Here is a 25183-nt window from a genome sequence, read left to right as displayed (position 1 = left end):
GATATACTGTAAACTCTTTTCTATGATAGCGAATTAACAAATTAGCACTGCGCATTACTAAAGTGAGGTAAGCATGAACAAAGTCTTATTACATACGCCGGACGGTGTCAGAGATATATACGGATCGGAGTGCAGCGACAGGCTTCTTATCCGGAACAGGATTCATAACAAAATGAAGAGTTTCGGCTATTTGGATATCGATACTCCCACCTTTGAGTATTTTGATGTGTTTGCGGAAGAGATCAATGCCACAGATGCAAGGGAGCTTTACAAATTCTTCGATAAAGAGGGCAATACACTGGTCCTCAGACCGGATTTTACTCCTTCCATAGCAAGATGCGCTTCGAAGGTTATGCTTGAGAACGGCGATCCTGTAAGGGTTGTTTATCAGGGCAAGTCATTCCTTAATACATCAAACCTTCAGGGCAAGCTCAAAGAGAATTGCGACATCGGTGTCGAGCTTTTTAACGAGGATTCTGTATATGCCGACGCTGAGATGATAGCTCTTTTGATAGAATCCCTCAAAGCTTCGGGGCTCTCAGACTTCCAGGTTAGCATCGGAGATGCCGATTATTACAAGGGTATCTGCGAGGCAGCCGGTATCGATGAGGAGACTGAGGAGCTGATAAGGGGCCAGATAGTCCAGAAGAACTACTTTGCTGCTGAGAGTATTATGACCGAGCGTGAGATCCCTGATAAATACAAGGATCTTCTTGTGAAGGTTTCTGAGTTTATAGGCTCGGACGAAGCTCTTAATAACGCTGAAAAAGAGGTCACCAACGAGAGGTCCCTTGTCGCAATAGCAAGACTTAAGAGGCTTTATCAGGTCCTTAAGGAATACGGATGCAATCAGTATGTATCCTTTGACCTTGGAATGCTGAGCAAATTTAATTATTACACAGGTGTCATTTTCAGTGCTTATACCTATGGTGTAGGCGATGCCATCGCAAAAGGCGGACGCTACGATTCCCTCCTTGGCAAGTACGGCAAGGATGCTCCCGCCATTGGTTTTGTAATCATAATCGATGATCTCATGTCGGCTCTTTACAGACAGAATGTAGAGATCGAGCATGAAGAGGAGGTTATCGATATCGAATACAACGAGGATAACTTTTCAGAGAAGCTGTCAGAGGCTGAAGGCTTGAGAAAAGAAGGCAAAAAGGTTTCGTTAAGTTTTAGAAAGACAAAAGGGTGAACCTATGAGATATCTTACATTTGCTCTGGGAAAGGGCAGACTTGTAAATTCCACAATGGAAATTCTTAAAAAATGCGGCATTGAATGCGAAGAGATACTGGACAAGAAGACCAGAAAGCTTATATTTACCAACGAGGAGCTAAAGCTCAAATTCTTCCTGGCAAAGGGGCCGGACGTTCCCACTTATGTGGAGTACGGCGCAGCTGATATAGGAATTGTAGGTGCAGATACCATCCTTGAAGAGAACAGAAGGGTATATGAAGTTCTGGACCTGGGATTTGGTAAATGCAGAATGTGTGTCTGCGGACCTCATGAGGCAAAAGAGCTGCTGGAGCATCGGGAGATGATCAGAGTAGCCAGCAAATATCCCAATATAGCCAAGGATTATTTCTTTAACCGCAAGCATCAGACCGTTGATATTATTAAGCTTAACGGTTCCGTGGAGCTTGGACCTATAGTAAACCTGTCGGATGTCATCGTTGATATCGTGGAGACCGGATCAACTCTTCGAGAGAACGGACTTGAAGTACTTGAGGAGATATGTCCCCTTTCCGCAAGGATGATAGTTAACCAGGTTAGCATGCAGATGGAAACTGAGCGTATCAGAAAGCTCATCAATGATATTAAGGAGAATCTTGACTAATGCGTACATTAAGATTAACAGAAGAGACCAAAAAAGAGCTTCTCGGAAATCTCCTCAACAGGAATCCCGGAAGCTATACAGAATACGAAGATACAGTTAACGGAATCATCAATGATATCCGCAAAAACGGGGATAAGGCCCTTTTTGAGTACACTGAGAAGTTCGATAAGTGCACTCTTGATGCAAACACAGTAAGGATCACACCGGAAGAGATCAAGGAAGCTTATGCTGCCCTTGATCCCGAGTTCATCGAGGTTATGAAAAAGAGTGCCGAGAATATCAGGGTATTTCACGAGAAGCAGAAGAGGAACACCTGGATCGACACCAAAGAGGACGGAAGCATACTGGGACAGAGAATCCTTCCCATTGAGATCTCAGGTGTTTATGTTCCCGGAGGCAAGGCTGCGTATCCTTCCAGCGTTCTTATGAATGTTGTTCCCGCCAAGGTTGCAGGAGTTGAGCGCATTGTAATGTGCACACCTCCCGGAAAAGACGGTAAAGTAAATCCCGGAACACTGGTAGCGGCCGATATAGCAGGCGTTACAGAGAGCTATAAAGTGGGCGGAGCCCAGGCTATCGCTGCCATGGCCTTTGGAACAGAGAGCATCCCTAAGGTTGATAAGATAACAGGCCCCGGAAATATTTTCGTAGCCCTTGCCAAGAAGGCATGCTTCGGACATGTTTCAATCGATTCCATTGCGGGCCCCAGCGAGATCCTTGTTCTTTGCGACGAGACCGCAAATCCCAGATATGTGGCCGCAGATCTGCTTTCCCAGGCGGAGCACGATGAGATGGCAAGCGCGATCCTTGTTACAACATCACAGGAGATCGCAGATAAAGTATCAGAGGAGATCGAAGGATTTTTGAAGACTCTTTCAAGAGCAGAGATCATAAGGAAGTCCCTTGATAATTACGGATATATCTTTGTTGCGGATAATATGGAAGATGCCATAGAAGCAGCCAATGCCGTAGCTTCCGAGCACCTTGAGATAATCACAAGAAACCCTTATGAGACCATGACAAAGATCAAAAATGCAGGAGCGATCTTCCTTGGAGATTATTCCTCAGAGCCTCTTGGAGACTACTTTGCAGGCCCCAATCACATTCTGCCCACCAACAGAACTGCAAGATTCTTCTCACCTTTATCTGTTGATGACTTTGTAAAGAAAACCAGCATTATTTCCTATTCAGAGCAGGCTCTTTACAACGTACACAAGGATATTGAGCTTTTTGCCAAGCAGGAAGGATTAACTGCACACGCAAATTCCATAGCAGTAAGGTTTGAATAAAGCATAATTTAAGATTAATATAATGACTGATATGGTAAACGCGGATTAAATAACACTTTGAATTGTTAAAAATTGTTTTAAAAATGCAAGTTAACTTTCTAAAATACCTATAAAATGCAAGTTTACATAATGTTTATAATTACAAACAACCATATATAGCATTGTTTTAAAAGGAGATACAAGCTATGGAAAATCGAAGGGCCACAGTGGAGAGAAAAACGCAAGAGACCGACATTAAAGTTGACATCAACATTGACGGAAGCGGCACCTCAAAGGTCCAAACAGGCATCGGATTTTTCAATCATATGCTCACCGGATTTGCCAAACACGGCTTTTTTGACATTGATGTCACCTGCAACGGAGACGTTGAGGTAGATGGTCATCATTCCGTGGAGGACACCGCAATAGTGCTTGGACAGGCCATTTCCAAGGCTTTGGGGGACAAAAAGGGTATAAAGAGATACGGAAGCATGATACTTCCCATGGATGATGCACTTGTTCTTTGTGCCATCGACCTTTGCGGAAGGCCCTATTTCTCAATGGAAGCGGAGTTTTCATCCCCTATGGTGGGAGAATTCGACACACAGCTTGTGAGAGAGTTTTTCTATACAATTTCTTATGCCTCAGCCATGAACCTTCACATCAAGGTTTTATCGGGGCTCAACGATCACCACAAGATAGAAGCCATTTTCAAGGCCTTTGCAAAAGCCCTGGATGAAGCTACTTCCTACGACCCAAGAATAACTGATGTACTCAGCACCAAAGGAGCACTTTGATATGTCAAACGCAAAAAGATTTATTGGAGCCATTTATCTTAAGGACCTGAAAGTTGTAGACAGCATCCCCGGAAACAACGTTATTTCCGAGGATCCCGTGTCCTTTGCCTGTGCTCTTTCGAATTCTAACGTGGATGAAATAATGGTCTTTGACCTTTCACCTTCAGGAGACGATAAGGCTCACGAGGCAGCTCTTGATATGATAAAAGACATCTGCAAGGCAGTTGATGTCAATGTCACCGGAGCCGGCAACGTAAAGCGCATGGAGGACATCAAAAAGCTCCTTTACGCAGGCTGCAAAAGGGCATGCCTCAACTACAAAGATGCCAAAAACGCCGATATCCTGCAGGAAGTAAGCAAGAAATTCGGCAAAGACAAGATTGTTATCTGCTACGACGATGGAAAGGTTTTAGAGGATAATAAAGAGCAGATCGAGAAGTATGCTTCCGAAGCTGTCTTTTTTGCCAGGGGAAAAGAAATATCGGCTATCGCTGCAGAAATTCCTTTGACCGTACTTCTTGATAAGAACGACTATGATAAGCTTCCGGATAATGTTTTCTACGAAAACGAATTTGTAAGCGGCGTAACAGGAAACATCATCTATGAGAATCTTTCAGCGATAGATGAATGCAAGAAGAACTGCCTGGAGAAGGGCCTTAAGATATGCGCCCTGGAGCCTGCCTTTACCTGGGAACAGCTCAAGAAAAATTCCGATGGAATGGTTCCCGTTATTGTTCAGGATTACAGAACAGACCAGGTGCTGATGCTTGCTTATATGAACGAGGAGGCCTATAACAAGACCCTTCAGACCGGTAAGATGACGTACTTCAGCCGCAGCAGAAATCAGCTCTGGCTTAAGGGAGAGACCAGTTCCCATTTCCAATTTGTAAAGGAACTTACCGCTGACTGCGATCTTGATACGATCCTTGCAAGAGTCAAACAGGTTGGAGCCGCCTGCCACACCGGCAGTTATTCCTGCTTCTTTAACGAGATCGCAAAAAAAGACTACAGCGAAAAGAACCCTCAAAAGGTGCTGGACAGCGTCTTTGAAGTCATCAAAGACCGCAAGGTCAATCCCAGAGAGGGCTCCTATACAAACTATCTCTACAGCAAGGGCCTTGATAAGATCCTTAAGAAGGTTGGCGAGGAAGCCACCGAGATGGTCATCGCCGCCAAGAACCCTAACAGCAACGAGATTGTTTACGAAATGTCCGATTTCCTGTATCATATGATGGTACTCATGGCTGAAAAAAATGTCAGCTGGGAGGATATAACCGACGAACTGTCAAGACGATAAGGAAAAGATATGAATTATAATTTAGCACTTTCAGATGAGACACTCCTTGGTATAGAAAAGCCGGAGAGATACATAGGCAACGAGGTTAACAGCGTCACCAAAGATAAGGACGCTGTTGACATAAGATTTGCCTTTTGCTTCCCGGATGTCTATGAGATAGGAATGTCTCATCTTGGCATTCAGATACTTTACGGTCTCTTTAATTCCTACGAGGATGTGTGGTGCGAGAGAGTTTATTCTCCCTGGATGGATATGGACAGACTCATGCGAAAGGACCATATTCCTCTTTTTGCCCTGGAATCCCAGGATCCGGTAAAAGAGTTTGATTTCCTCGGATTTACACTCCAATACGAGATGTGTTACACCAATATTCTGCAGGTTCTGGACCTTTCAGGTATTCCCTTTATGTCCGGTGAAAGAACCTGGGATGACCCGGTCGTTATCGGTGGAGGCCCCTGTACCTATAACCCTGAGCCCATAGCAGACTTTTTTGACCTGTTCTATATAGGTGAGGGCGAGACCAGATACAGGCAGCTTTTCGACATGTATAAAGAGGCCAGAAAAGAGGGCATTTCCAGACAGGAATTTCTTCACAGATGTGCGAAGGTCCCCGGAATGTACGTTCCTTCACTCTACAAGGTTGAATACAATGAGGACTGGACCGTTTCCTCAATTGAACCTGTGGTGGACGATATTCCAAAGGTAATTGAAAAGGAGATGTGCACAGATCTTTCATCTGCTTTCTATCCCACAAAACCTGTAGTTCCCTATATCAAGGTTACTCAGGACAGAGTAGTTCTTGAGATCATGCGCGGATGCATAAGAGGATGCCGCTTCTGCCAGGCGGGTCAGCTCTACAAGCCCCTTCGCGAGAAGGATGTTGAACATCTTAAAGAACTGGCCATTGAGGCACTGAATAATACAGGCTACGAGGAGATTTCCTTAAGTTCCTTAAGTTCCAGCGACTATTCAAAGCTTCCCGAGCTTCTGGATTTCCTTATTGAGAGCTGCAAGGACAAGAAAGTAAATATTTCACTGCCTTCCCTTAGAATAGACGCATTTTCCCTTGATGTAATGAGCAAGGTTCAGGATGTTAAAAAGAGCAGTCTTACCTTTGCTCCCGAAGCCGGAACCCAGAGAATGCGTGATGTTATAAACAAGGGGCTCACCGAAGAGGACATCTTAAAGGGCTCCCACGATGCTTTTCTTGGAGGCTGGAACAAGGTCAAGCTCTACTTTATGCTTGGACTTCCCACCGAGACCGACGAGGATATCTACGGCATCGGTGATATAGCCAATAAGGTTGCCAAGGAGTATTTCGAGACCGTTCCCAAGGAAAATAGAAACGGAAGATCCATAGACATAGTGGCCAGCACCTCCTTCTTTGTTCCCAAGCCCTTTACACCTTTCCAGTGGGCTCCCATGAACACCAAAGAGGAGTTTCTTGAAAAGGCCAACAAGACCAGAAAAGGAATCATGTCCCAGCTCAATCAGAAGCACATCAAGTACAACTGGCATGAGGCTGATGCCAGCATGATGGAGGGCATATTTGCCAGAGGCGACAGGAGGCTTGCTCCCGTTATCTTAAAGGCCTATGAAAAGGGATGCATCTATGATGCCTGGAGCGAGTACTTCAAGTTCGATGTATGGATGGAAACCTTTAAGGAGTGCGGCGTTGATCCTTTCTTCTATACAACAAGAGAAAGATCTGACGACGAGATCTTCCCCTGGGATATATTAAACTGCGGAGTTACCAAGAAGTTCCTATTGAGGGAGTGGCACAATGCCCTTGAAGGAAAGCCTTCAACCAACTGCAGAAAGGGATGCCTGGGCTGCGGAGCTGCTGCTTACGGCGTTGGCGTTTGTCTGGAGAGTAAGAATAATGATTAAACTGCGTTTGAAATTTTCAAAGAACGGCCCCATAAAGTTCATCGGCCATCTGGATGTAATGCGATATTTCCAGAAAGCTATAAGAAGGGCCAACATAGATATCAAATATTCGGAAGGCTTTAGCCCTCATCAGCTGTTATCCTTTGCCCAGCCCCTTTCGGTTGGCGCAACAAGTGACGGAGAGTACCTTGATATGACAGTCAACTCAATGACAAGTACCAAGGATATCATGGACAGCCTTAACGAAGTTATGAATGAAGGCATCAAGATTGAGGCGGTAACCGAGCTTCCCGAGAAGGAAGAGAAGGCCATGACCTTATCCTATGCCGCGGGATACAGAATAAAATTCAGGCAGAGCCTTAAGCCTGATTTTGACTGGATCACGGAGCTCGACAACTACCTTTCCCGTGACAAGCTTCCCACCATGAAGAAGACCAAGAGCGGGGAAAAAGAGATCAATATGAAGGAGATGATCTTCAATTACAGTCTCGATCGTAATAAGGAAGAAGCGACCTTTCTTCTTGCCATGAGCAGCTCTGCGACTCTTAAGCCCGCACTTTTATTTGAGACCTTCTTTAAAGACCTGGGAAAAGAGCTTGCTCAGGGAGCATTGGATATTCACAGGCTTGATATTTACAGATCCGGTACTGATGATAATGGTTTGTATATCGAACCCTTCATACCGGCTTCAGAAAACGAAAGAGTGTATATAAATGGCTGATATTTATACCTCAACATATAAAGATATTCCGATTGTTACCGCATACGTGGATGGCAGGATGGAATATCTTTCTGTTGTCAGTAAGAATAATGTGGGCAACATTTACCTTTGCAGGGTAGATAATATCGTTAAGAACATTGGCTCCGCTTTTGTTAAGTTCGGGGATGGAGAAACCGGCTATGTTTCCCTTAAGAACATAAACCCTTCCATGGTGCTAAACAGAGATTTCGAAACCTTTGAAACTCTCAAATCAGGAGACGAGATCCTTCTTCAGATGGAGGCCGATGCCATCAAGACCAAGAAGGCCAAGATGTCCACTGCGATATCAATATCGGGCAAATACTGCGTTGTAACTCTGGGAAGGATCGGAGTTGGCGCAAGTCTAAAGATTCCTGTGGAAAAGAGAAAGCGGCTTATCGCTGAGGTTAAGGAAAGATATCAGGAAGACAAAGACAGATTTACTGATATGCTTCGAGGTTCATCCTACGGTGTTATCATACGAACAGAGTCTATGGGACTTGATGAGGATACAGCGGTATCTGTAATAACTGCCGATATAGAGGAGTGCATCAATAAGCTTTCAAATATCATCAAAGAGGCTTCCACAAGAACTGTCGGTTCCTGCGTATTTGAGAACAGTTCCGAAGACATTGATTCTCATATCAGCAGAGCTAAGGGCTTTCTAAAGGTCTTTTGCCCGGAAGAAGAGATCAGAGTCACGGAGGATAACGGTATCCATGGCATTAACTCCGATATGGACAAGCTCTTCCAGAACAGGATATGGCTAAAAAGCGGTGCTTTTCTAATTATCGAACAGCTTGAGAGCTTCAACGCCATTGATGTTAATACAGGAAAAGCCATTCAGGGCAAAAACAATATCATCGAAAAAGTAAATCTTGAGGCGGCAGAGGAGATCATGAGACAGATAAGGCTGCGAAACCTTACGGGAATGATCCTCATCGATTTCATAAATATGAAAAACAACACGGCATCAGAGGAACTGATATCAAAGATAAAGGCCCTTGCACTGAAGGATTCGATGCACACGGAATTCATTGATATTACAGGCCTTGGGATCATGGAACTGACCAGAAATAAAAATAGTAAGTCACTTCGAGAGCTTTTTTGATATAATTTGTTGACAATATCGATTTGTAGTGATATTATTCTATGGTATGCCGCATAACCAGGCATAAGTGGGCCCAGCCCCGCCGACGTTAGCGAGTTTTTGAAGAAGGAGGATAACTTATGTACGCAATTATTGTAACTGGTGGTAAGCAGTACAAAGTTTCCGAAGGCGATGAGATCAAGATCGAGAAGCTTGATGTTGAGTCTGGAAAAGAAGTAGTATTCGACAATGTTATTGCAGTTAGTGATGACAACACCCTCAAGGTTGCTGATGATGTAAAGGGCGCTAAGGTTAACGCTACAGTACTTGAGCAGGGTAAGTTCAAGAAGGTTGTTGTTTACAAGTACAAGAGAAAGACCGGCTACCACAAGAAGAACGGCCACAGACAGCCTTTCACACTTGTTAAGATCGACAAGATCACAATGTAATCAGATTTAAACGAAATACGATGACAACGATCACAATCACAAAATCATCCGATGACAACTTCAAAAAGGTAGAATGCAGCGGACACGCAGGATTTGCGGATAGCGGCGAAGATATTGTATGTGCGGCGGTTTCCGTTCTCACGATCAATCTTCTTAATTCTATAGAGAAGTTTACTGATGACGGAATAGTCATAGAGCAGGATGAGAAAAAGGGTTTGATCACACTGGAGTTTAAGGATACCCCTTCAAGTGAGGCGGATTTACTGTTAAGATCCTTTGAACTTGGTGTCACAAGTATTTCTAAGCAGTACGGTAAGAAGTTTTTGAACATTAAATTTAGGAGGGAATAAGTCATGATGAATATGAACCTTCAATTTTTTGCTCATAAGAAGGGTGTTGGATCAACCAAGAACGGTAGAGATTCAGAGTCCAAGAGACTTGGAGCAAAAAGAGCTGACGGACAATTCGTAAAGGCTGGTAATATTTTATACAGACAGCGTGGAACACACATTCATCCCGGCGTTAATGTTGGAATCGGCAGCGATGACACATTATTCGCACTTGTTGATGGTGTTCTCAGATTTGAGCGCAAGGGCAGAGACAAAAAGCAGGCCAGCGTTCATCCTGTAGAGAATAAGTAATTGGTTTTTATCAGGCTTCAAACAATCTATGTTTGAAGCCTATTTTTTACTTAATGTGTTTGGATTATCGTAAAGAGGTACAATATGCCTGTATTCGTAGATAAAGCTAAGATTTTTATACAGAGTGGTAAAGGCGGAGATGGACACATCTCCTTCAGAAGAGAGAAATATGTTCCCAACGGCGGCCCCGATGGCGGTGACGGCGGTAACGGCGGAGATATTATCTTTAAAGTTGACGAGGGAATCAATACCCTTGCCGATTTCCATTACGGCGGTAAATATAAGGCCGAGAATGGTCAGGATGGAAACAAGAGACGCTGCCACGGCAAGAACGGAGCAGATCTCATTATCAAGGTTCCCGAGGGAACCGTTATAAAGGAAGCCGCATCAGGCAAGGTTATTGCCGATATGAGCGGCGACAATAAAGAAGTGATCGTGCTTAAGGGCGGACACGGCGGAAACGGAAACATGCATTACGCAACATCCACAATGCAGGCTCCCAAGTATGCCCAGCCCGGTCAGCCGGCCATAGAGCTTGAAGTTCTTCTTGAGCTTAAGGTTATAGCGGATGTAGGACTTGTGGGCTTCCCCAATGTCGGAAAGTCAACTTTCCTTTCCAAGGTATCCAATGCAAAGCCCAAGATTGCCAACTACCATTTCACAACACTTTCACCTATGCTGGGTGTTGTTGACCTTGATGGGGCTCCCGGCTTTGTTGTAGCAGATATTCCGGGTCTTATTGAGGGTGCTTCCGAGGGCGCAGGTCTTGGACATGAGTTCCTTCGCCATATCGAGAGAACCAGGATGATGATCCATGTGGTGGACGCCGCTTCAACGGAAGGAAGAGATCCTTTGGAGGATCTTGAAGCCATCAACAAGGAACTGGCTAATTACAACGCTGACATAACGCAGAAAGTTCAGGTAATTGCAGCTAATAAGATAGATATGCTTCCTGAGGGAGAGGATTCCGAGATCATTCAGAAGATCAGGGACAAATACGAACCTCTCGGGGTTAAAGTCTTTGCCATTTCCACACTGACTGGAAAAGGGCTCAAGGAATTGTTATACTATGTAAGTAGGACCCTTTCTGAGATCAAGACAGAACCTGTTACCTTTGAACAGGAATTCTTCCCCGAGACAATGGCAAGGGGCAATGACGAGGCATTCTCCGTATATTACGATCAGGATGCTGCGGAATATGTTATTGAAGGTCCCAAGATTGAGAAGATGCTTGGTTACACCAATCTGGATTCCGAGAAGGGCTTCATGTTCTTCCAGAACTTCCTTAAGGATAATGGTATCCTGGATGAGCTTGAGAAGCTCCATATTGGTGAAGGCGATACAGTAAGAATGTACGGATTCAGCTTTGAGTACTACAAAAACGTAGAGACAATGCCGGATTACGATGCAGATGAAGATGATGATTTTGATGATGAAGATGAGGATTGATAAATGCAGTTTACAAGCAAGCAGAGAGCATATTTAAAGAGCCTTGCGGCTGACCTTGAACCGGTTTTCCAGATCGGCAAGTCAAGTGTTACTCCAGAAGTGACAACCGCCATTGAAGAGGCTTTTAATACACATGAACTTATTAAGATAACGGTACTCAAGAACTGTCTTGATGATGTCAAGGAAGTTGCGATCACCGTATCTGAGAGAACAAGGTCAGATCTTGTTCAGGTTATCGGAAGGAAGTTTGTTCTTTACAAACCTTTCAAGGACGAACCCAAGATCATCCTTCCCAAGGCTAAAAAGAATTCCTAAAAACCAATACCAAACGGAGGCTCAATTATGGAATGCAGAAAAATTGGTATATTAGGCGGCACTTTTGATCCAATCCACAACGCTCATCTTTTGCTTGGAGAAGCGGCAAGAGAGCAGTTCGGACTGGACAGAGTTATCTATATCCCCAATAACCTGCAGCATCTTAAGAACCGCACCGAGATAACACCCGGTGATATAAGGTACCAGATGGTTAAAATGGCCATTTCTGACAACCCTTATTTCACCTGCTCAAGAATAGAGATAGACAAGGAAGAAGGCACTTACACCGTAGATACGATCAACAGCTTGAAACTTATGTATCCCGGAGATGAGCTGTTCCTTATCCTTGGCGGAGATTCCGTAATCGGTATAGACACCTGGTATAAGGCCGATGAACTTTTGAAATCCTGCACAATCCTTGCAGCAGTAAGGGAAGAGGACGATCTTCAGGCTCTGGACAAAAAACGCAGAGAATTAAATACACGCTTTGGGGCAGATATACGTATTCTGACCTTTAACCGTCTGGATATTTCATCAACGGAGATAAGACAAAGAGTTAAGACCGGCAGATCCGTAAGATATCTTATGCCGGATGAATGTATAGAATTCATGTGCATAAAGGGGCTTTACAGATGAAGACCATAGAGATTTCCAAAAAGTTTCGAAAGGCACTGGAAAAGGAACTCAAACCCGACAGATATGAGCACACCATTGGAGTTGCCTATACCGCCGCAAGTCTTGCAATGGCCCATGGAGCAGATGTTGAAAAGGCTCTGATCGCCGGATTTTTGCATGACTGTGCAAAGTCTCTTTCCCATGAGGAACAGATCAAGATCTGTGAGAAGAACAACATTGATATCACAGATGTAGAGCGAAGAAATCATTCTCTTTTACATGCAAAGGTTGGAATGTACCTTGCCAGGACCAAATATGATGTATACGATACGGAGATACTTAATGCCATAAGATGGCATACCACGGGAAGAGAGGATATGACTCTTCTTGACAAAATCGTATATATCGCAGACTTCATTGAGCCCGGCAGAAAGCCTTTGGAAAACATGGACATAATAAGGCAGGAGGCTTATAAGGATATAGACAGATGCCTTGCTCATATTCTCCATGATTCGGTGTGTTATCTTAAGACCATCGATAAAGAGATTGATGAAACCACAATGAATGCTTACGAGTTTTATAAAAAATACTATAAAGAGGGAAAATAATATATGTCAGATATCGAACTTTCAAAAAAGATGGCTGCAATGGCCATAGATGCTCTTGAAGACAGAAAAGGTGAAGATATAAGAGTTATTGATATCAGCGAGATCTCTACACTTGCTGATTACTTCATCATTGCTGCAGGAACCAACAGAAATCAGGTTCAGGCTCTTGCTGACAGCGTTCAGGAGAAGCTTGGAAGAGCAGGTCATATGACCAAGAATGTGGAAGGGTACGACTCAGCAAACTGGATCCTTCTTGATTTCGGCGATATCATCGTTCACGTATTCGACAGTGAGAACAGACTGTTCTACGATCTTGAGAGAATCTGGCGCGATGGTAAGATGATCGACACTGCAGACCTTAAGAGCGAGTAATCGCAATAAGAAAAAGATAGATAAAACATATCAAGAAATAATAAACCCGAGGCGTGAACCTCGGGTTTTATTATTTAATAAAATCTCATTACTCCGAATACCTTACCAAGGATCTTGCAGTCATCTACGATGATGGGATCCATGGAATCGTTCTCCGGTTGAAGTCTGATATGGTCCTTCTCCTTATAATAGGTCTTAACTGTAGCGGAGTCATCTATAAGAGCTACAACCTGATCGCCGTTCTTGGCAGTGTTGCAAACCTGAACGAAGAGCTTGTCACCATTGTAAATACCTGCGTTGATCATGGAATCGCCCTTAACATTGAGGATGAAAGCATCTGCCCCTCTGGGACACATCTCTGCAGGAATGGGAATATAGGAATCGATATTCTCTTCAGCAAGAATGGGTGTACCGGCGGCAACCTGGCCCACAACCGGTATGCTGACAATCTCGGTTCTCACCATATTGAAGCCGTCGTCGCAGATCTCAATGGCACGGGGCTTGGTTGGATCTCTTCTGATATATCCGTTCTTCTCTAAAGTTTCCAGGTGAGAGTGAACAGAAGAAGTGGATTTAAGATTAACGGCTTTGCAGATGTCTCTTACTGCAGGCGGAAAGCCTCTTTGAAGAGTCTGCTCTTTGATAAAGTCTAGTATTTCCTTCTGTTTAGGTGATATCTTACCCTTGGACATACTTTACCTCCCTTATTATCAAACAAATACTTTTCTTAAGTATAGCATACGGGAGCCTTATAATGCAAATGTTTGTTCGGAAAATATGTTCGAAAGTATCCTTTTTATAAATTGTTTCCAATTTTGACAATATTTAGAAAAACTTAAGAAAAATGCGGCATTTCACTATGATTTTTTCCTATCGCAGATGATACAATTAAATATATGTCATTTATCTTTTTTTGTTCGTATAAATATATAAGGACCAGGTTTTAATATGAAAGTCGCATATGTTGGAATAGATATTCTCTATCCGGTTCTTACAAGCCTCTATGATACCGGATGCGAAATTATCAAAATTTTCACCTGCAAGACAGACAATTATACGGAATTTAATACAAAGACAATTGAATTTGCCAAAGAGCACAATATTCCCTATGAGATCAAAAAGCTTACAACAGATGATCTGTACGAGTTAGTAAACATGGGGTGCAAATTTGTTTTATTCGGAGGCTATTATCACAAGGTTCCTGTAATTCCGGAGCTTAAGATTGTAAATACGCATCCCGCTCTTTTGCCCTTCGGAAGAGGAGCCTGGCCAATGCCCCTGACCATATTAAAAGGCCTTGATGAGAGCGGCGTTACCATGCATCAGATGGAAAAAGAACTGGATACGGGAAAGATACTTCTTCAGGAAAAATGCCCTGTGTACCCTGATAAAGATGATCTTATATCTTTAACAAAACGTCAGTGGAGTCTTATTCCTGACATGGTAAAACGCCTGGTTTCAGATTTTGACAACCTATGGGATAATGCCTATCCCCAGGAGGGAAAAGCCGAATACTGGGAAATGCCCACCAAAGAAGACTTCACGGTTGCAAGCGATAGCTCTTTTGACAGGGCAGATCTTATCCTGAGGGCTTTCAGAAGCTATGAGGTATTCTATATCGACAAAAAAACCGGCAAAGAATTTGAAATGATAGATGCCGCTGCCTTCAGAGAAGGAGATGCTCAAAATATCCCGGAGGGCGCACTAAAAATAAAAGACGGCTACATTGTCTGTGAAAGGATTCGAAAGATCTAAATTATGTCACATATAGAAACAGCGGAGATTGACTTAAGTCAGGCTGACATTGTGGGAGAGATTTATTATAAGTATTCCGCCCATGATGCGGCTCACTCCTTCAAATCTCTTTTTATCTGGAAAAAGGACATGGAACTTTCCATATACACAGGAAATGATATTTACGCCGTCAAATCCACCCAGGAGGACAGATTCTGGTTCTTTCCCGTAGGAAGTGATGAGGCCAAAAAAGAGTTTATTGAAAGGCTCATTTCAACGGGGGAAAGGCTGGTTTTTGAGTACGTAACGGAAGGTGATGTTTCTTTTCTCGAGAAATATTTCCCCGGGAAGTTTGAGATAATCCCTGCTCCCGATAACAGCGAATATATCATGGACAGACAGATCATGGAGAGCCTTCCCGGAAAGCATTTTGCCAAGGACAGAGGGCACGTGAACAAGTTTGTTAAGGGACATGAGCTAAGGACGGTAGACATACATTCCATTTCCAAAGATGAGCTTTTGGATATTACGAGGACCTGGGACAAAAACAAGAGAAATTATGAAGAAGTAATAGACAGATCGGCCACTACCACCATCATAAGTCACATGGATGAGCTTGACCTTAAGGGAATAGCCATAATCATGGATGATGAGCCCTATGCGGTAATAGCCGGATTTGCGCTGGATGAGGAGCTGGTTGACTGTTGCCTTCAGAAGTGCAAGGAGAATGTTCAGGGCCTGTCCTATTATCTAAGGCAGGAATATGCAAAGTCTCACGCAGAAAACGTAAGATTTTTTAACTGGGAAGAAGACCTTGGGGTTGAGGGGCTTCGGCGGGCAAAAGAGCTTATGAGGCCCGTCAGAATGCTCGATATGTATACAGGTTGCTTGCGATGATAATAAAGGGTAAAGTTTCAAACTTCACAAGGCAGATGTTTGTAAGGCAGTATATTCCTGCGATCATTTCCGCGATCGTTTTTGCCATCGCCGATATGGCGGATGCGCTGGTTGTGGGAAACAGAATGGGAACGCTTGGCCTTGCTGCCATAGCTTTTTCCATTCCCGTGTACATGTTTTTTAATGTGATCATGCACTCCTTTGGAATGGGCGGATCCATCATGTACGCAAGAAGGATGGCGGAAGGCGACGAAGAAAAGGCTGTGAAATCCTTCCAGGGAGTTTTCGCCGTGCTTATGGTCATAAGCATAGCAATAGCGGTCCTTGGGAATATTTTTATCGATGACGTGCTCTTTATCCTGGGAGCCAAGGCCTCGGGAGATTTCCTAAAGGAAGCCGCAAGGACCTATCTACAGCTCATTCTAACCGCGGCACCGTTTTTCTTTTTTGACTACAGCCTTGGTTACTATCTTAGAAACGATGATATGGAAAAAGAGGCATCGATATGTTCCACAATTGGAAATATCACCGATTTTTCCCTGAATATAATACTGGTCCTTTTCCTAAACATGGGCGTTTTCGGAGCTGGCCTGGCGACTTTTATCGGAGTTGTGCTGACAAGCTGCGTACAGTTCGTATTTCTTTTGCAAAAGAAATCTCATCTAAGGTTTTTCCCCTTCAGACCCGGATTCTTCGATATTGGAAAGAGCTTTAAAACGGGAATATCATCCTGTATCAGCTATATTTATTCCTTCGCCTTCATATGGATCGGAAACAACGCCATGGTAAGGCTTGCTGGAGAAACAGGTGTTGCTATATTTGATATCATTCAGAATCTGAGCAATCTGATGATCTATATATTCGGAGCACTTAATCAGGCAACGCAGCCCATTCTCAGCACTTATGAAGGAGAATGCAACTACAGCGAGTGTGACGGAATGCAGGCAAGGGCAGGAGTTATCGCTGCAGGAAATGCTATATTTTATACAGCTCTGATTTGGATACTGGCACCGTGGATCTGCCGGCTGTTCGGAATCCAGCTGAATTATGCCATTGCAATGGGCACATTTGCCATAAGGATATTCAGTCTGTGCATCATATTTGTGGGGCTGAACATGGTCATTGCAAATTACTATACATCAAGGAGCATATTTGTACCGGCATTTATACTCTCTACCTTAAGAGGCGTTGCCATAATTCTTCCTGTTACTTTTATTTGTATTGCCATCGGAAGAGACGCTTTCTGGTTTGTATACCCGATCACCGAGTGCGTATCGTTCCTGATCATATTAATTTATATCTCTTTTATCATGAAAAAGACAAAGCGTCTTGAGCCGGAGAGAATATTTACAGCAACACTATTTAACGAACCTGAGAAAATCGGCACGGTTACCGAGCAGATAGACGGCTTTTGCGAGAAGTGGGATGCCAATGTCAAACAGCAATATTATGTACAGATGACTGTGGAAGAGATGTGCTCAGCCATTATGGCAAAAGGATTTTCTCAGAAAATGCCTGTACCCGGGGAGATACAGCTTACGGTGGTCGCATCGGATAAAGGTGAGTTCTCGCTTCATATAAGGGACAATGCAACAACCTTCGACCCTTTTAGTATGGAAAAAGCTGTTGTTAATGACGATGAAGATTCTGAGACGGATTTCAATGCCCTTGGCATGGATGTTATAAAGCAAAAGGCAAAGTCCTTTTACTATAGGAGATATCAAGGATTCAATACAATGGTGGTGAAAATATGAAGAAGGTAAAAAAGTTATCATTAGGTTTTAAAACTGTTATTTCTATTCTCATCATGGTGGTCCTTTTAAGTGCCATAGAAGGATCCATTGCAAAGATCATTTTTGATAAGACAATCAATGCGGAGTATGAGAAGAATGTCACTAATCTAGCTGAGACCGTAAGTGTGGCAATTACAAGGAATGCAGCCCTGCGGTTAAAAGAGAAAGTGGCAGACATTTTTGCTGTTTCCTATAAAAAAGATATGGATGATGCCGGATATGAGGCATATATTTCCAACTTCTCGGCTCTTTTGGAGGATCCTGATTATAAGGAACTCTTATATCAGCTGGATACTATCAGGATCAAAAACGATGTGGAATCGGTCTATCTTATCTATGTGGACGCCGACGTGCTGAAGACCATATATATAGCTGACGGTTCAGGTGACCCCTGTGTTCCCGGTGATTTTGATGATCTGTACGAAAGCAATATGTTCATTCTGGATAATCCCGATACCGGTTTTCCCGCATATATAACCAATACCCAGGAATACGGGTGGCTGGTATCAGCAGGAGCTCCCATATATGATGACGACGGAAACGTGTTTGCCTACAGCTTTGTTGACATCTCAATGAATGATGTTAAGGCTATAGTTGCCGCATTTGCAGCAATTCTTCTTGGAACAACCGTTATTATTGTTCTGGTATTCAGTCTGATCTACATACACTTCATAAGAAGAACTGTTGTTAAGCCCATCAATTCACTTTCAGATGCAGCATTAAGCTATACGGAATCCGAGAACAAGAATGTATTCGAAAAGCTTGAGATTCATACCGGTGACGAGATAGAAAACCTGTCTGATGCCATGAAACAGATGGAAAAAGACATTGAGACCTATATCAACGATATCACCAGTATCACAGCCGAGAAGGAGAGGATTGGCGCTGAGCTTAATGTTGCTACCCAGATCCAGGCCGATATGCTTCCCAGGATCTTCCCGCCGTTCCCTGATATCGATTCCTTTGATCTGTATGCCTCCATGGATCCTGCCAAGGAAGTGGGTGGAGACTTCTATGATTTCTTTATGGTTGACAATGATCATCTTGGACTGGTAGTGGCTGATGTTTCGGGTAAAGGTGTTCCGGCAGCTCTTTTCATGGTCATTGCGAAAACTCTTATCAAGAACAGAGCTATTACGGGAGGTACTCCTTCGGAAATATTGAGCTATGCCAACGAACAGCTTTGTGAAGGCAACGAGGCTGAGCTTTTCGTAACCGTCTGGCTTGCAATTCTTGATATAAGAACAGGAAAAGGAATTGCGGCAAACGCAGGCCACGAGCATCCTGCGCTCAGAAGAGCTGACGGAAGCTTTGAGCTTGTTGTGTACAAGCATTCACCGGCTGTTGCTACCATGGAGGGAATGCGGTTCAGAGAGCATGAATTTGAGCTTCATCCCGGAGATACGCTTATGTGCTATACAGACGGCGTTACGGAAGCAACCAACAAGAACGATGAGCTCTTTGGAAATGACAGACTCCTGGCTGCCCTTAATAAGGATCCGGATGCGAATGTAGAAGATATAATCAAGAATGTTAAGAATGACATCGATGCCTTTGTTGGCGATGCGCCTCAGTTTGATGACATCACGATGCTGTGCCTCAAGTATAAATCAGAATAAATAAGCTTTACATATACATATCTTTATAAGAAAGCGTCACGAATATTTGTTCGGAAAATATGTTCGAAATTTATTGACAACAGAACAGACGTTTGTTAATATAATTTCAGAACAGTTGTTCGTAACATTTGTTTGGCTTTTCTGTGAGGTATGGATATGAGCGAGGCAATGAGAGCAGCAAGTTTATACAACAATCCCAGATATTTCAGCGAGAGTGAGATTCGTATTCGCAGGAATAAGATCAGAAGGCAGAAGATTTACAGAAGACAGCTTCTTCTGGTAAGCCTGATCGCTGCTTTTATTGTATTTGGCGGTGTTTTTGCAGCATCATCTTTGCTTATAAATGCTCAGGCTGATGATGCTACCTTTGAATACAAGTACTATAAGACAATTACAGTTCACGCCGATGATACTATGTGGAACATCGCACAGGCCAATTATTCCGATGAGCATTACCATGATATGAATTCCTATATCAATGAGATTTGCAATATCAACGGAATATTTGACAGAGATGATCTCAAGGCCGGTGAAGCCCTTATTGTTCCTTATTATTCATCTGAATTCAAATAAAACACTTAAAATCTCCCTGCTGTTAAGCTATAATAAACTCGCAGGGAGATTTTTTTATGAAGCTTTCCAGTTTATTGGATCACAAATCAATCACCATACAGTGCCATGATAATCCTGATGCAGATGCTATCTGCTCAGGATATGTTTTGTATAGATATTTTGAGAAGCATGGTGTTAAGGTCAGATTCATTTATTCCGGTAATTTTGAGATCAGTAAGAGCAATCTTGTTTATCTTATAAAGAAGCTTGGGATAGAGATCGAATATGTTGAGAAGCTGCGTTCAAAGCCCGAGCTGCTTCTTTTGACCGATTGTCAGTACGGAGAAGGCAATGTACGTAAGTTCAATGCCACAGAAGTCGCCGTAATAGATCATCACCAGGTATCCGGTAACCTCCCTAAACTCAACGAAGTAAGAAGTAACCTTGGAAGCTGCTGTACTGTTATATGGAATCTTCTTAAGATAGAAAATGAAGCTGATTTTATTGATAAGAAGATTGCTACAGCGCTTTACTATGGATTATATTCCGATACCAATGCTTTTTCCGAGATTTCGCACCCTCTGGACAGGGATATGATCGAGGATCTTGATTATGACCATGCCCTGATACTAAGACTTAAGAATATGAACCTGACTCTTAAGGAAGCCAGAATAGCCGGTGTAGCTATGCTTGGAGTTGAGTATCACAAGGACAATAACTATGCGATACTTAAGTCCGATCCCTGCGATCCCAATATTCTGGGACTTATCGGTGATTTTATAGTTGCCGTAGATTCCGTAGATGTCTGCCTTGTTTACAGCAAGCTGAATTTTGGCGTTAAATTCTCCGTTAGGAGCTGCGTATCAGAGACCAAAGCTGATGAACTTGCTTCATTTATTGCCAATAAGATAGGATCAGGCGGCGGTCACAAGGAAAAGGCCGGCGGAATAATTAAGACAGAGCTTTTAAAGAAGGTTTATCCCTCCTATACGGAAATAGATGATGAATCTGCCAAGTATTCCACATCCAATATTATTAGGATGAGGATGAAGGATTACTTTGAAAATTCAGACATTATCTATGCCAGGAAGACCAAAATAGATTTATCTGACATGACCAAATATGTGAAGAGTCCTCTTGTAGTTGGTTATGTAAGGCCTCAGGATCTTGTTCCTGAAGGGAATATGGCCATAGTCAGAACCCTTTCCGGGGACAACAATCTGGAGATAAAGAGCAATACAGTTCTTATTATCGGCATAAAGGGCGATGTATCAGCCATTACTGATGAGGAATTCAAGAGTGCTTACATCAAGACCGGCAAGAAGTTTTCATTGAACCTGGACTATACGCCTACTATAAAGGATGCCGATAACGGCAAGACCTATTCACTTATGAAGAATGTCAAAGGCTGTATATCAACGGGAGACATGAACGTTTATGCCAGGAAGCTGACAAGGACCACGAAAGTCTTCCCGTACTGGGACAGCGAGAATTATATGATTGGAAGAAGCGGAGATTTTCTATGTGTCAGCGTAGATGATCCCAATAACGTATTCATCATAGAAAAGAAGATATTTAAAAAGACCTATACGATAGTGTAATTTTGGCACAATAATACGCCGACTGCATCTTTGCAGCCGGCGCTTTTTTATTTGTTATCATCAATGTCTTCTCTTAATTTGACCATTCTGGCAGCTCTGCGACGGTTTTCGTCATCCTGAGCGGCATAATGCTTTCTTGTAGTATTAACATCCTTGTGGCCAAGAACATCCGCAACAAGGTAAATGTCTCCGGATTCCTTATAAAGATTGGTACCAAAGGTGCTGCGAAGCTTATGGGGAGTTATCTTCTTAAGTGTAGTGACGTTTCTGGCGTATTTTTTCACCAGTTTTTCAACGGCTCTTACAGATATCCTCTTATTCTGAAGAGACAGGAAAAAGGCGTTTTCATTGCCTTCTACGGGTATTATGGTTTTTCTTTCCTCATAATAATCAAGAAGAGCTTGTCTTACTTCATCAGGGAAGTAAACAATTGTATTATAGCCGCCTTTTCTGTGAATATTCAGTCCGTTGGTATCGTAATCTATATCTTCGATATCTATGCCAACACATTCCGAAACACGGATTCCGGTGCCTAAAAGGAGAGTAAGAAGAGCTACGTCCCTTACTTTGGTCTTCTCATGATATTTAAGCTGTGATTTAGTGAGCTTTTCACCGGCTTCAACCTGATCAAGAAGTATAGCTACCTCGTTTGGCTCAAGTCTTATGATCTCGTGTTCGTGCAGTTTGGGCATGTTCACAAGCTCGGGAGTGTTCTTACTGATAAGCTCGGCCTTATAAAAGTAGGAAAACATGGAACGAAGGGCTGACATTTTACGTTTTTTACCCTGTTCTGTATTGGTCCTTTCCTTCGTTGTTTCTTTTTCCTGCTTCTCATAAAGTGAGAGATACTCAAGATATTCCTCAATATCCTCGCGCTCGATCATCTCAAGAACATCCAGCTTGAAATTCTTAACTTCAATATTCTTAAGAGAAGGATTCACATTATGAAGGTACTCAAAAAACACCCTCAGATCGTATGCGTAGCCAAGTCTTGTCCTGGCTGAGGTAGTAGGCTCAATTCCTCTGAAATACTGCTTACAAAAAGAGGGAAGGCAGCTTAAGACTTCACGCATCTTAAGGGTATTTATTCTGTCCTGTTCGTTATAATATTTTGCGTCATTTCCATTGGTCTGCATGTACATATTATACCACTAAATATTGTATTGTTTTAACCTTGATGTACCCTTTAAAAAAATGGTAAGATAACAATGCATATTTTTTTTACGGGAGATTCAAAGTTGGGGAATTCAAGAGCTAATTATCGCAGGAAGGACGGTAAAAGACTTACTGCGTCAGAATATAGATCCAGAAGAAAAAAGGAAATAATCATTCATCTAAGTTCGCTTGCAACCGTGCTTTTGGCGGTTACAGTGGGAACTGTCTTTATTATTCACGGAATCAGCAAATCAAGAAATTCTAAGCTTGATGAAGCCTCTACTGAAGTTACCATTGAAGAGGTACCTCAGCAGATAGAAATAGTTGATACCATCGTGAATGATGTCGATCTGTCCCAGATCAGCAAATATCAGGATAGATCCGATGAATCAGCCAGCTTTTTTGATGGTTATATCGTTGAGCAGGACAGTAATACCGCATATATCTCAAGCGATAATGTGAAAAGTAATTACGGTCTACTAATTAATTTGGATACCGGCAAGGTTGTTGCGTCAAAAGATGGAAATGTGAGAATAAATCCGGCCTCAATGACCAAAATCCTTACATTATTGGTGGCTGTGGAGCATCTTGATGACATTGATAATACTTTCACAATGACCAGAGAAATAGGAGACTACGTATTTTCCAACGATTGCAGCCAGGTGGGATTTGAAGTTGGAGAAACTGTTACCATAAGAGATCTTCTTTACGGAACAATCCTTCCGTCAGGAGCTGATGCGGCATTATGCCTTGCTGAATATGTTGCCGGTTCACAGGAAGCTTTTGTAGAGCTTATGAATGAAAAACTCGAAGAACTCGGACTTTCAGATACAGCGCATTTTACCAATTGTGTGGGTGTTTACGACAAGGATCATTACTGTACATTGATGGATATGGCCATGATACTGAAGGCAGCCGAAGAAAACAAGCTGTGTCACGAGGTTTTAAACGCAAGAACATACCTTACAACATCAACAGCTCAGCATCCGGAAGGAATCCAGATTTCAAACTGGTTTCTTAGAAGAATTGAGGATAAAGATACTCACGGTGAAGTTGTTGGAGCTAAAACGGGTTTTGTAAATCAGTCAGGATGCTGCGGAGCAAGTTACCAGGTTTCAAACGACGGATCACATTATATCTGCGTAACAGCAGACGCCTGGAGCTCCTGGAGATGCATTTACGATCATGTAGACATCTACGAAACGTACACGAGCTAATATATAGAATATTTCCAGGTTTAACGAATCAGTTAAACCGTACGGAGTAAATACATATGAATTCGCAAAACGCAGGTTTAACTATTCGTTAAACCTGTGTTTTGCGAATAGTTGTATGTGTGACCCTATTAAGTCTATTAAGTCTATTAAATGAAATTAAATGAAAAACTCCCCCGAAAAGCCCGGAAGAAGGCTTCGGAGGAGTTTAAATATGGAAAAGAAATATTATTTGGTTTTACTACTTATCATACCTGAACAAATGCAGGTGTATCAGCGGGAGCATCAAGGAACTTCTTGAGCTCATCATCAACCTTAAGAAGTGTGATGGAGAATCCTTCCATATCAAGGGAGGTCATGTAGTTGCCTACAAGAGTCTTATATACGTTGATATTCTTGCCTGCAAGGACTTCAGAGATGTGCTTGTTGGCTACAAACAGCTCCATAAGAGGAGTTCCGCCCATGCCATTAACCATAACAGCAACCTCATCTCCTGCATTATAGATGCCTTCTGCAAAAATCTTAGCAAGAAGCTTATCAGCAATATCATTTACAGAACCGATCTTCTCACGGTTTACACCGGGCTCGCCATGGATACCGATACCGATCTCGATCTCATCTTCTGCAAGATCAAAGCTGGGCTTTCCTGCTGCGGGAACTGTGCAGGCATCAACTGCCATACCCATTGAACGAACATTAGCGATAACCTTCTCGGCAATTCTCTTAACCTCAGCAAGGTCTCCGCCTGCCTCAGCACAAGCGCCTGCCAGTTTGTGTACAAAGATTGTTCCTGCGATTCCTCTTCTTCCTGTTGTCCAGGTTGAATTCTCAACAGCAACGTCATCGGCTGTAATAACCTGATCTACCTCGATGCCCTCATCTCTGGCCATATCAGCAGCCATTTCAAAGTTCATAACATCACCGGTATAGTTCTTGATAACAAGGAGAACACCCTTTCCACCGTTAGCAGCTTTGATAGCCTCAAAGATCTGATCGGGTGTAGGTGATGTGAATACAGCACCTGCGATAGCGCCATCCAGCATTCCCTTGCCAACGAATCCGCCGTGTGCAGGCTCATGACCTGATCCACCACCGGAAACAAGAGCAACTTTGCCGTCTGAGCCGCCGGCTCTTACAACAACATCAAAGCCATCGAGTCTCTTAAGATACTTAGGATAAGCTGCGATCATACCATCCAGCATCTCGTCAACGATGTTGTCGACCCCATTGATTAGTTTCTTCATGTTCCG

26 protein-coding genes are annotated in these 25183 nt (G+C 43.0%); 23 read left to right on the top strand and 3 right to left on the bottom strand.

Going from position 1 to position 25183, the window contains the following annotated elements:
• The first annotated feature begins 73 nt into the window (after window positions 1-73).
• The 16 genes from hisZ to rsfS all read left to right on the top strand — a co-directional run bounded on the left by hisZ (window position 74) and on the right by rsfS (window position 13368).
• Window positions 74-1195 carry an ATP phosphoribosyltransferase regulatory subunit gene (gene hisZ, locus T456_RS0102535; RefSeq protein WP_024864785.1) on the top strand — a complete coding sequence of 374 codons (1122 nt, stop codon included), beginning with the start codon at window positions 74-76 and terminating at the stop codon, window positions 1193-1195.
• Window positions 1196-1199: 4 nt separating this feature from the next.
• The gene (hisG, locus tag T456_RS0102530; RefSeq protein ID WP_024864784.1) at window positions 1200-1838 is read left to right on the top strand and encodes an ATP phosphoribosyltransferase; all 639 of its coding nucleotides are present in this window, start codon (window positions 1200-1202) and stop codon (window positions 1836-1838) included.
• Complete coding sequence (gene hisD / locus T456_RS0102525; RefSeq protein ID WP_024864783.1) at window positions 1838-3127, top strand: histidinol dehydrogenase; 1290 nt, start codon at window positions 1838-1840, stop codon at window positions 3125-3127. The genes hisG and hisD overlap by 1 nt, the downstream gene beginning before the upstream one ends.
• A gap of 185 nt (window positions 3128-3312) precedes the next feature.
• Complete coding sequence (gene hisB / locus T456_RS0102520; protein WP_024864782.1) at window positions 3313-3903, top strand: imidazoleglycerol-phosphate dehydratase HisB; 591 nt, start codon at window positions 3313-3315, stop codon at window positions 3901-3903.
• 1 nt (window position 3904) lies between these two features.
• Window positions 3905-5200 carry a bifunctional phosphoribosyl-AMP cyclohydrolase/phosphoribosyl-ATP diphosphatase HisIE gene (gene hisIE, locus T456_RS23345; protein ID WP_024864781.1) on the top strand — a complete coding sequence of 432 codons (1296 nt, stop codon included), beginning with the start codon at window positions 3905-3907 and terminating at the stop codon, window positions 5198-5200.
• A 9-nt stretch (window positions 5201-5209) separates the two neighbouring features.
• A complete protein-coding gene (locus T456_RS0102510) occupies window positions 5210-7090 on the top strand; it encodes a TIGR03960 family B12-binding radical SAM protein (RefSeq protein ID WP_024864780.1) in 1881 nt (626 codons plus the stop codon).
• Window positions 7083-7811, top strand: coding sequence for a TIGR03936 family radical SAM-associated protein (locus T456_RS0102505; protein ID WP_051464949.1), 729 nt, complete (start codon window positions 7083-7085; stop codon window positions 7809-7811). The genes T456_RS0102510 and T456_RS0102505 overlap by 8 nt, the downstream gene beginning before the upstream one ends.
• Window positions 7804-8940 carry a ribonuclease E/G gene (locus T456_RS0102500; protein WP_024864778.1) on the top strand — a complete coding sequence of 379 codons (1137 nt, stop codon included), beginning with the start codon at window positions 7804-7806 and terminating at the stop codon, window positions 8938-8940. Before T456_RS0102505 ends, T456_RS0102500 begins: the two co-directional genes overlap by 8 nt.
• Before the next feature lie 119 nt (window positions 8941-9059).
• Window positions 9060-9368 carry a 50S ribosomal protein L21 gene (gene rplU, locus T456_RS0102495; protein ID WP_024864777.1) on the top strand — a complete coding sequence of 103 codons (309 nt, stop codon included), beginning with the start codon at window positions 9060-9062 and terminating at the stop codon, window positions 9366-9368.
• 20 nt (window positions 9369-9388) lie between these two features.
• Complete coding sequence (locus T456_RS0102490) at window positions 9389-9718, top strand: ribosomal-processing cysteine protease Prp (RefSeq protein ID WP_024864776.1); 330 nt, start codon at window positions 9389-9391, stop codon at window positions 9716-9718.
• A gap of 3 nt (window positions 9719-9721) precedes the next feature.
• Window positions 9722-10009: a 50S ribosomal protein L27 gene (gene rpmA, locus T456_RS0102485; protein WP_013280832.1), complete on the top strand. Its 288-nt coding sequence runs from the start codon at window positions 9722-9724 to the stop codon at window positions 10007-10009.
• An 84-nt stretch (window positions 10010-10093) separates the two neighbouring features.
• Window positions 10094-11458 (top strand): GTPase ObgE, encoded by a 1365-nt coding sequence (obgE, locus tag T456_RS0102480; protein WP_024864775.1) that lies wholly within the window; start codon window positions 10094-10096, stop codon window positions 11456-11458.
• Window positions 11459-11461: 3 nt separating this feature from the next.
• Entirely contained in the window at window positions 11462-11773 is a 312-nt protein-coding gene (yhbY, locus tag T456_RS0102475) for a ribosome assembly RNA-binding protein YhbY (protein WP_024864774.1), read from the top strand.
• 27 nt (window positions 11774-11800) lie between these two features.
• Window positions 11801-12409, top strand: coding sequence for a nicotinate-nucleotide adenylyltransferase (nadD, locus tag T456_RS0102470; protein WP_024864773.1), 609 nt, complete (start codon window positions 11801-11803; stop codon window positions 12407-12409).
• Window positions 12406-12996: a bis(5'-nucleosyl)-tetraphosphatase (symmetrical) YqeK gene (yqeK, locus tag T456_RS0102465; RefSeq protein WP_024864772.1), complete on the top strand. Its 591-nt coding sequence runs from the start codon at window positions 12406-12408 to the stop codon at window positions 12994-12996. The genes nadD and yqeK overlap by 4 nt, the downstream gene beginning before the upstream one ends.
• Window positions 12997-12999: 3 nt before the next feature.
• Complete coding sequence (gene rsfS, locus T456_RS0102460; RefSeq protein WP_035800959.1) at window positions 13000-13368, top strand: ribosome silencing factor; 369 nt, start codon at window positions 13000-13002, stop codon at window positions 13366-13368.
• A 74-nt stretch (window positions 13369-13442) separates the two neighbouring features.
• Here rsfS and lexA read toward each other — a convergent pair whose 3' ends face one another.
• Window positions 13443-14060, bottom strand: a complete 618-nt coding sequence (gene lexA / locus T456_RS0102455; protein ID WP_024864770.1) for a transcriptional repressor LexA — start codon at window positions 14058-14060, stop codon at window positions 13443-13445.
• 256 nt (window positions 14061-14316) lie between these two features.
• On the opposite strand from lexA, the gene T456_RS0102450 reads away from it, so the two are divergent.
• The 6 genes from T456_RS0102450 to T456_RS0102425 all read left to right on the top strand — a co-directional run bounded on the left by T456_RS0102450 (window position 14317) and on the right by T456_RS0102425 (window position 21564).
• On the top strand, window positions 14317-15123 hold the full coding sequence (locus T456_RS0102450; RefSeq protein ID WP_024864769.1) for a formyltransferase family protein: 807 nt from the start codon (window positions 14317-14319) through the stop codon (window positions 15121-15123).
• Between the two features lie 3 nt (window positions 15124-15126).
• Window positions 15127-15999 carry a DUF2156 domain-containing protein gene (locus T456_RS0102445; RefSeq protein ID WP_024864768.1) on the top strand — a complete coding sequence of 291 codons (873 nt, stop codon included), beginning with the start codon at window positions 15127-15129 and terminating at the stop codon, window positions 15997-15999.
• Window positions 15996-17753, top strand: a complete 1758-nt coding sequence (locus T456_RS0102440) for an MATE family efflux transporter (RefSeq protein WP_024864767.1) — start codon at window positions 15996-15998, stop codon at window positions 17751-17753. The genes T456_RS0102445 and T456_RS0102440 overlap by 4 nt, the downstream gene beginning before the upstream one ends.
• Complete coding sequence (locus T456_RS0102435; RefSeq protein ID WP_024864766.1) at window positions 17750-19411, top strand: SpoIIE family protein phosphatase; 1662 nt, start codon at window positions 17750-17752, stop codon at window positions 19409-19411. The genes T456_RS0102440 and T456_RS0102435 overlap by 4 nt, the downstream gene beginning before the upstream one ends.
• Before the next feature lie 156 nt (window positions 19412-19567).
• Entirely contained in the window at window positions 19568-19984 is a 417-nt protein-coding gene (locus T456_RS0102430) for a LysM peptidoglycan-binding domain-containing protein (protein WP_024864765.1), read from the top strand.
• A gap of 56 nt (window positions 19985-20040) precedes the next feature.
• Window positions 20041-21564, top strand: coding sequence for a DHH family phosphoesterase (locus T456_RS0102425; protein WP_024864764.1), 1524 nt, complete (start codon window positions 20041-20043; stop codon window positions 21562-21564).
• Window positions 21565-21611: 47 nt separating this feature from the next.
• On the opposite strand, the gene T456_RS0102420 is transcribed toward T456_RS0102425, so the two are convergent.
• A complete protein-coding gene (locus T456_RS0102420; protein ID WP_024864763.1) occupies window positions 21612-22700 on the bottom strand; it encodes a tyrosine-type recombinase/integrase in 1089 nt (362 codons plus the stop codon).
• Window positions 22701-22802: 102 nt separating this feature from the next.
• On the opposite strand from T456_RS0102420, the gene T456_RS18970 reads away from it, so the two are divergent.
• Window positions 22803-23936: a D-alanyl-D-alanine carboxypeptidase family protein gene (locus tag T456_RS18970; protein ID WP_024864762.1), complete on the top strand. Its 1134-nt coding sequence runs from the start codon at window positions 22803-22805 to the stop codon at window positions 23934-23936.
• A 245-nt stretch (window positions 23937-24181) separates the two neighbouring features.
• Here the strand turns inward: T456_RS18970 and dhaK are convergent, their stop codons facing one another.
• Window positions 24182-25177: a dihydroxyacetone kinase subunit DhaK gene (dhaK, locus tag T456_RS0102410; RefSeq protein ID WP_024864761.1), complete on the bottom strand. Its 996-nt coding sequence runs from the start codon at window positions 25175-25177 to the stop codon at window positions 24182-24184.
• Window positions 25178-25183 lie beyond the last annotated feature (6 nt).

This window comes from Butyrivibrio sp. FCS014 (assembly GCF_000526935.1).
Taxonomy (GTDB): domain Bacteria; phylum Bacillota; class Clostridia; order Lachnospirales; family Lachnospiraceae; genus Butyrivibrio.
Note: the sequence above shows the minus strand (reverse complement) of the source record. Positions and strands in the feature narration are given on the sequence as shown.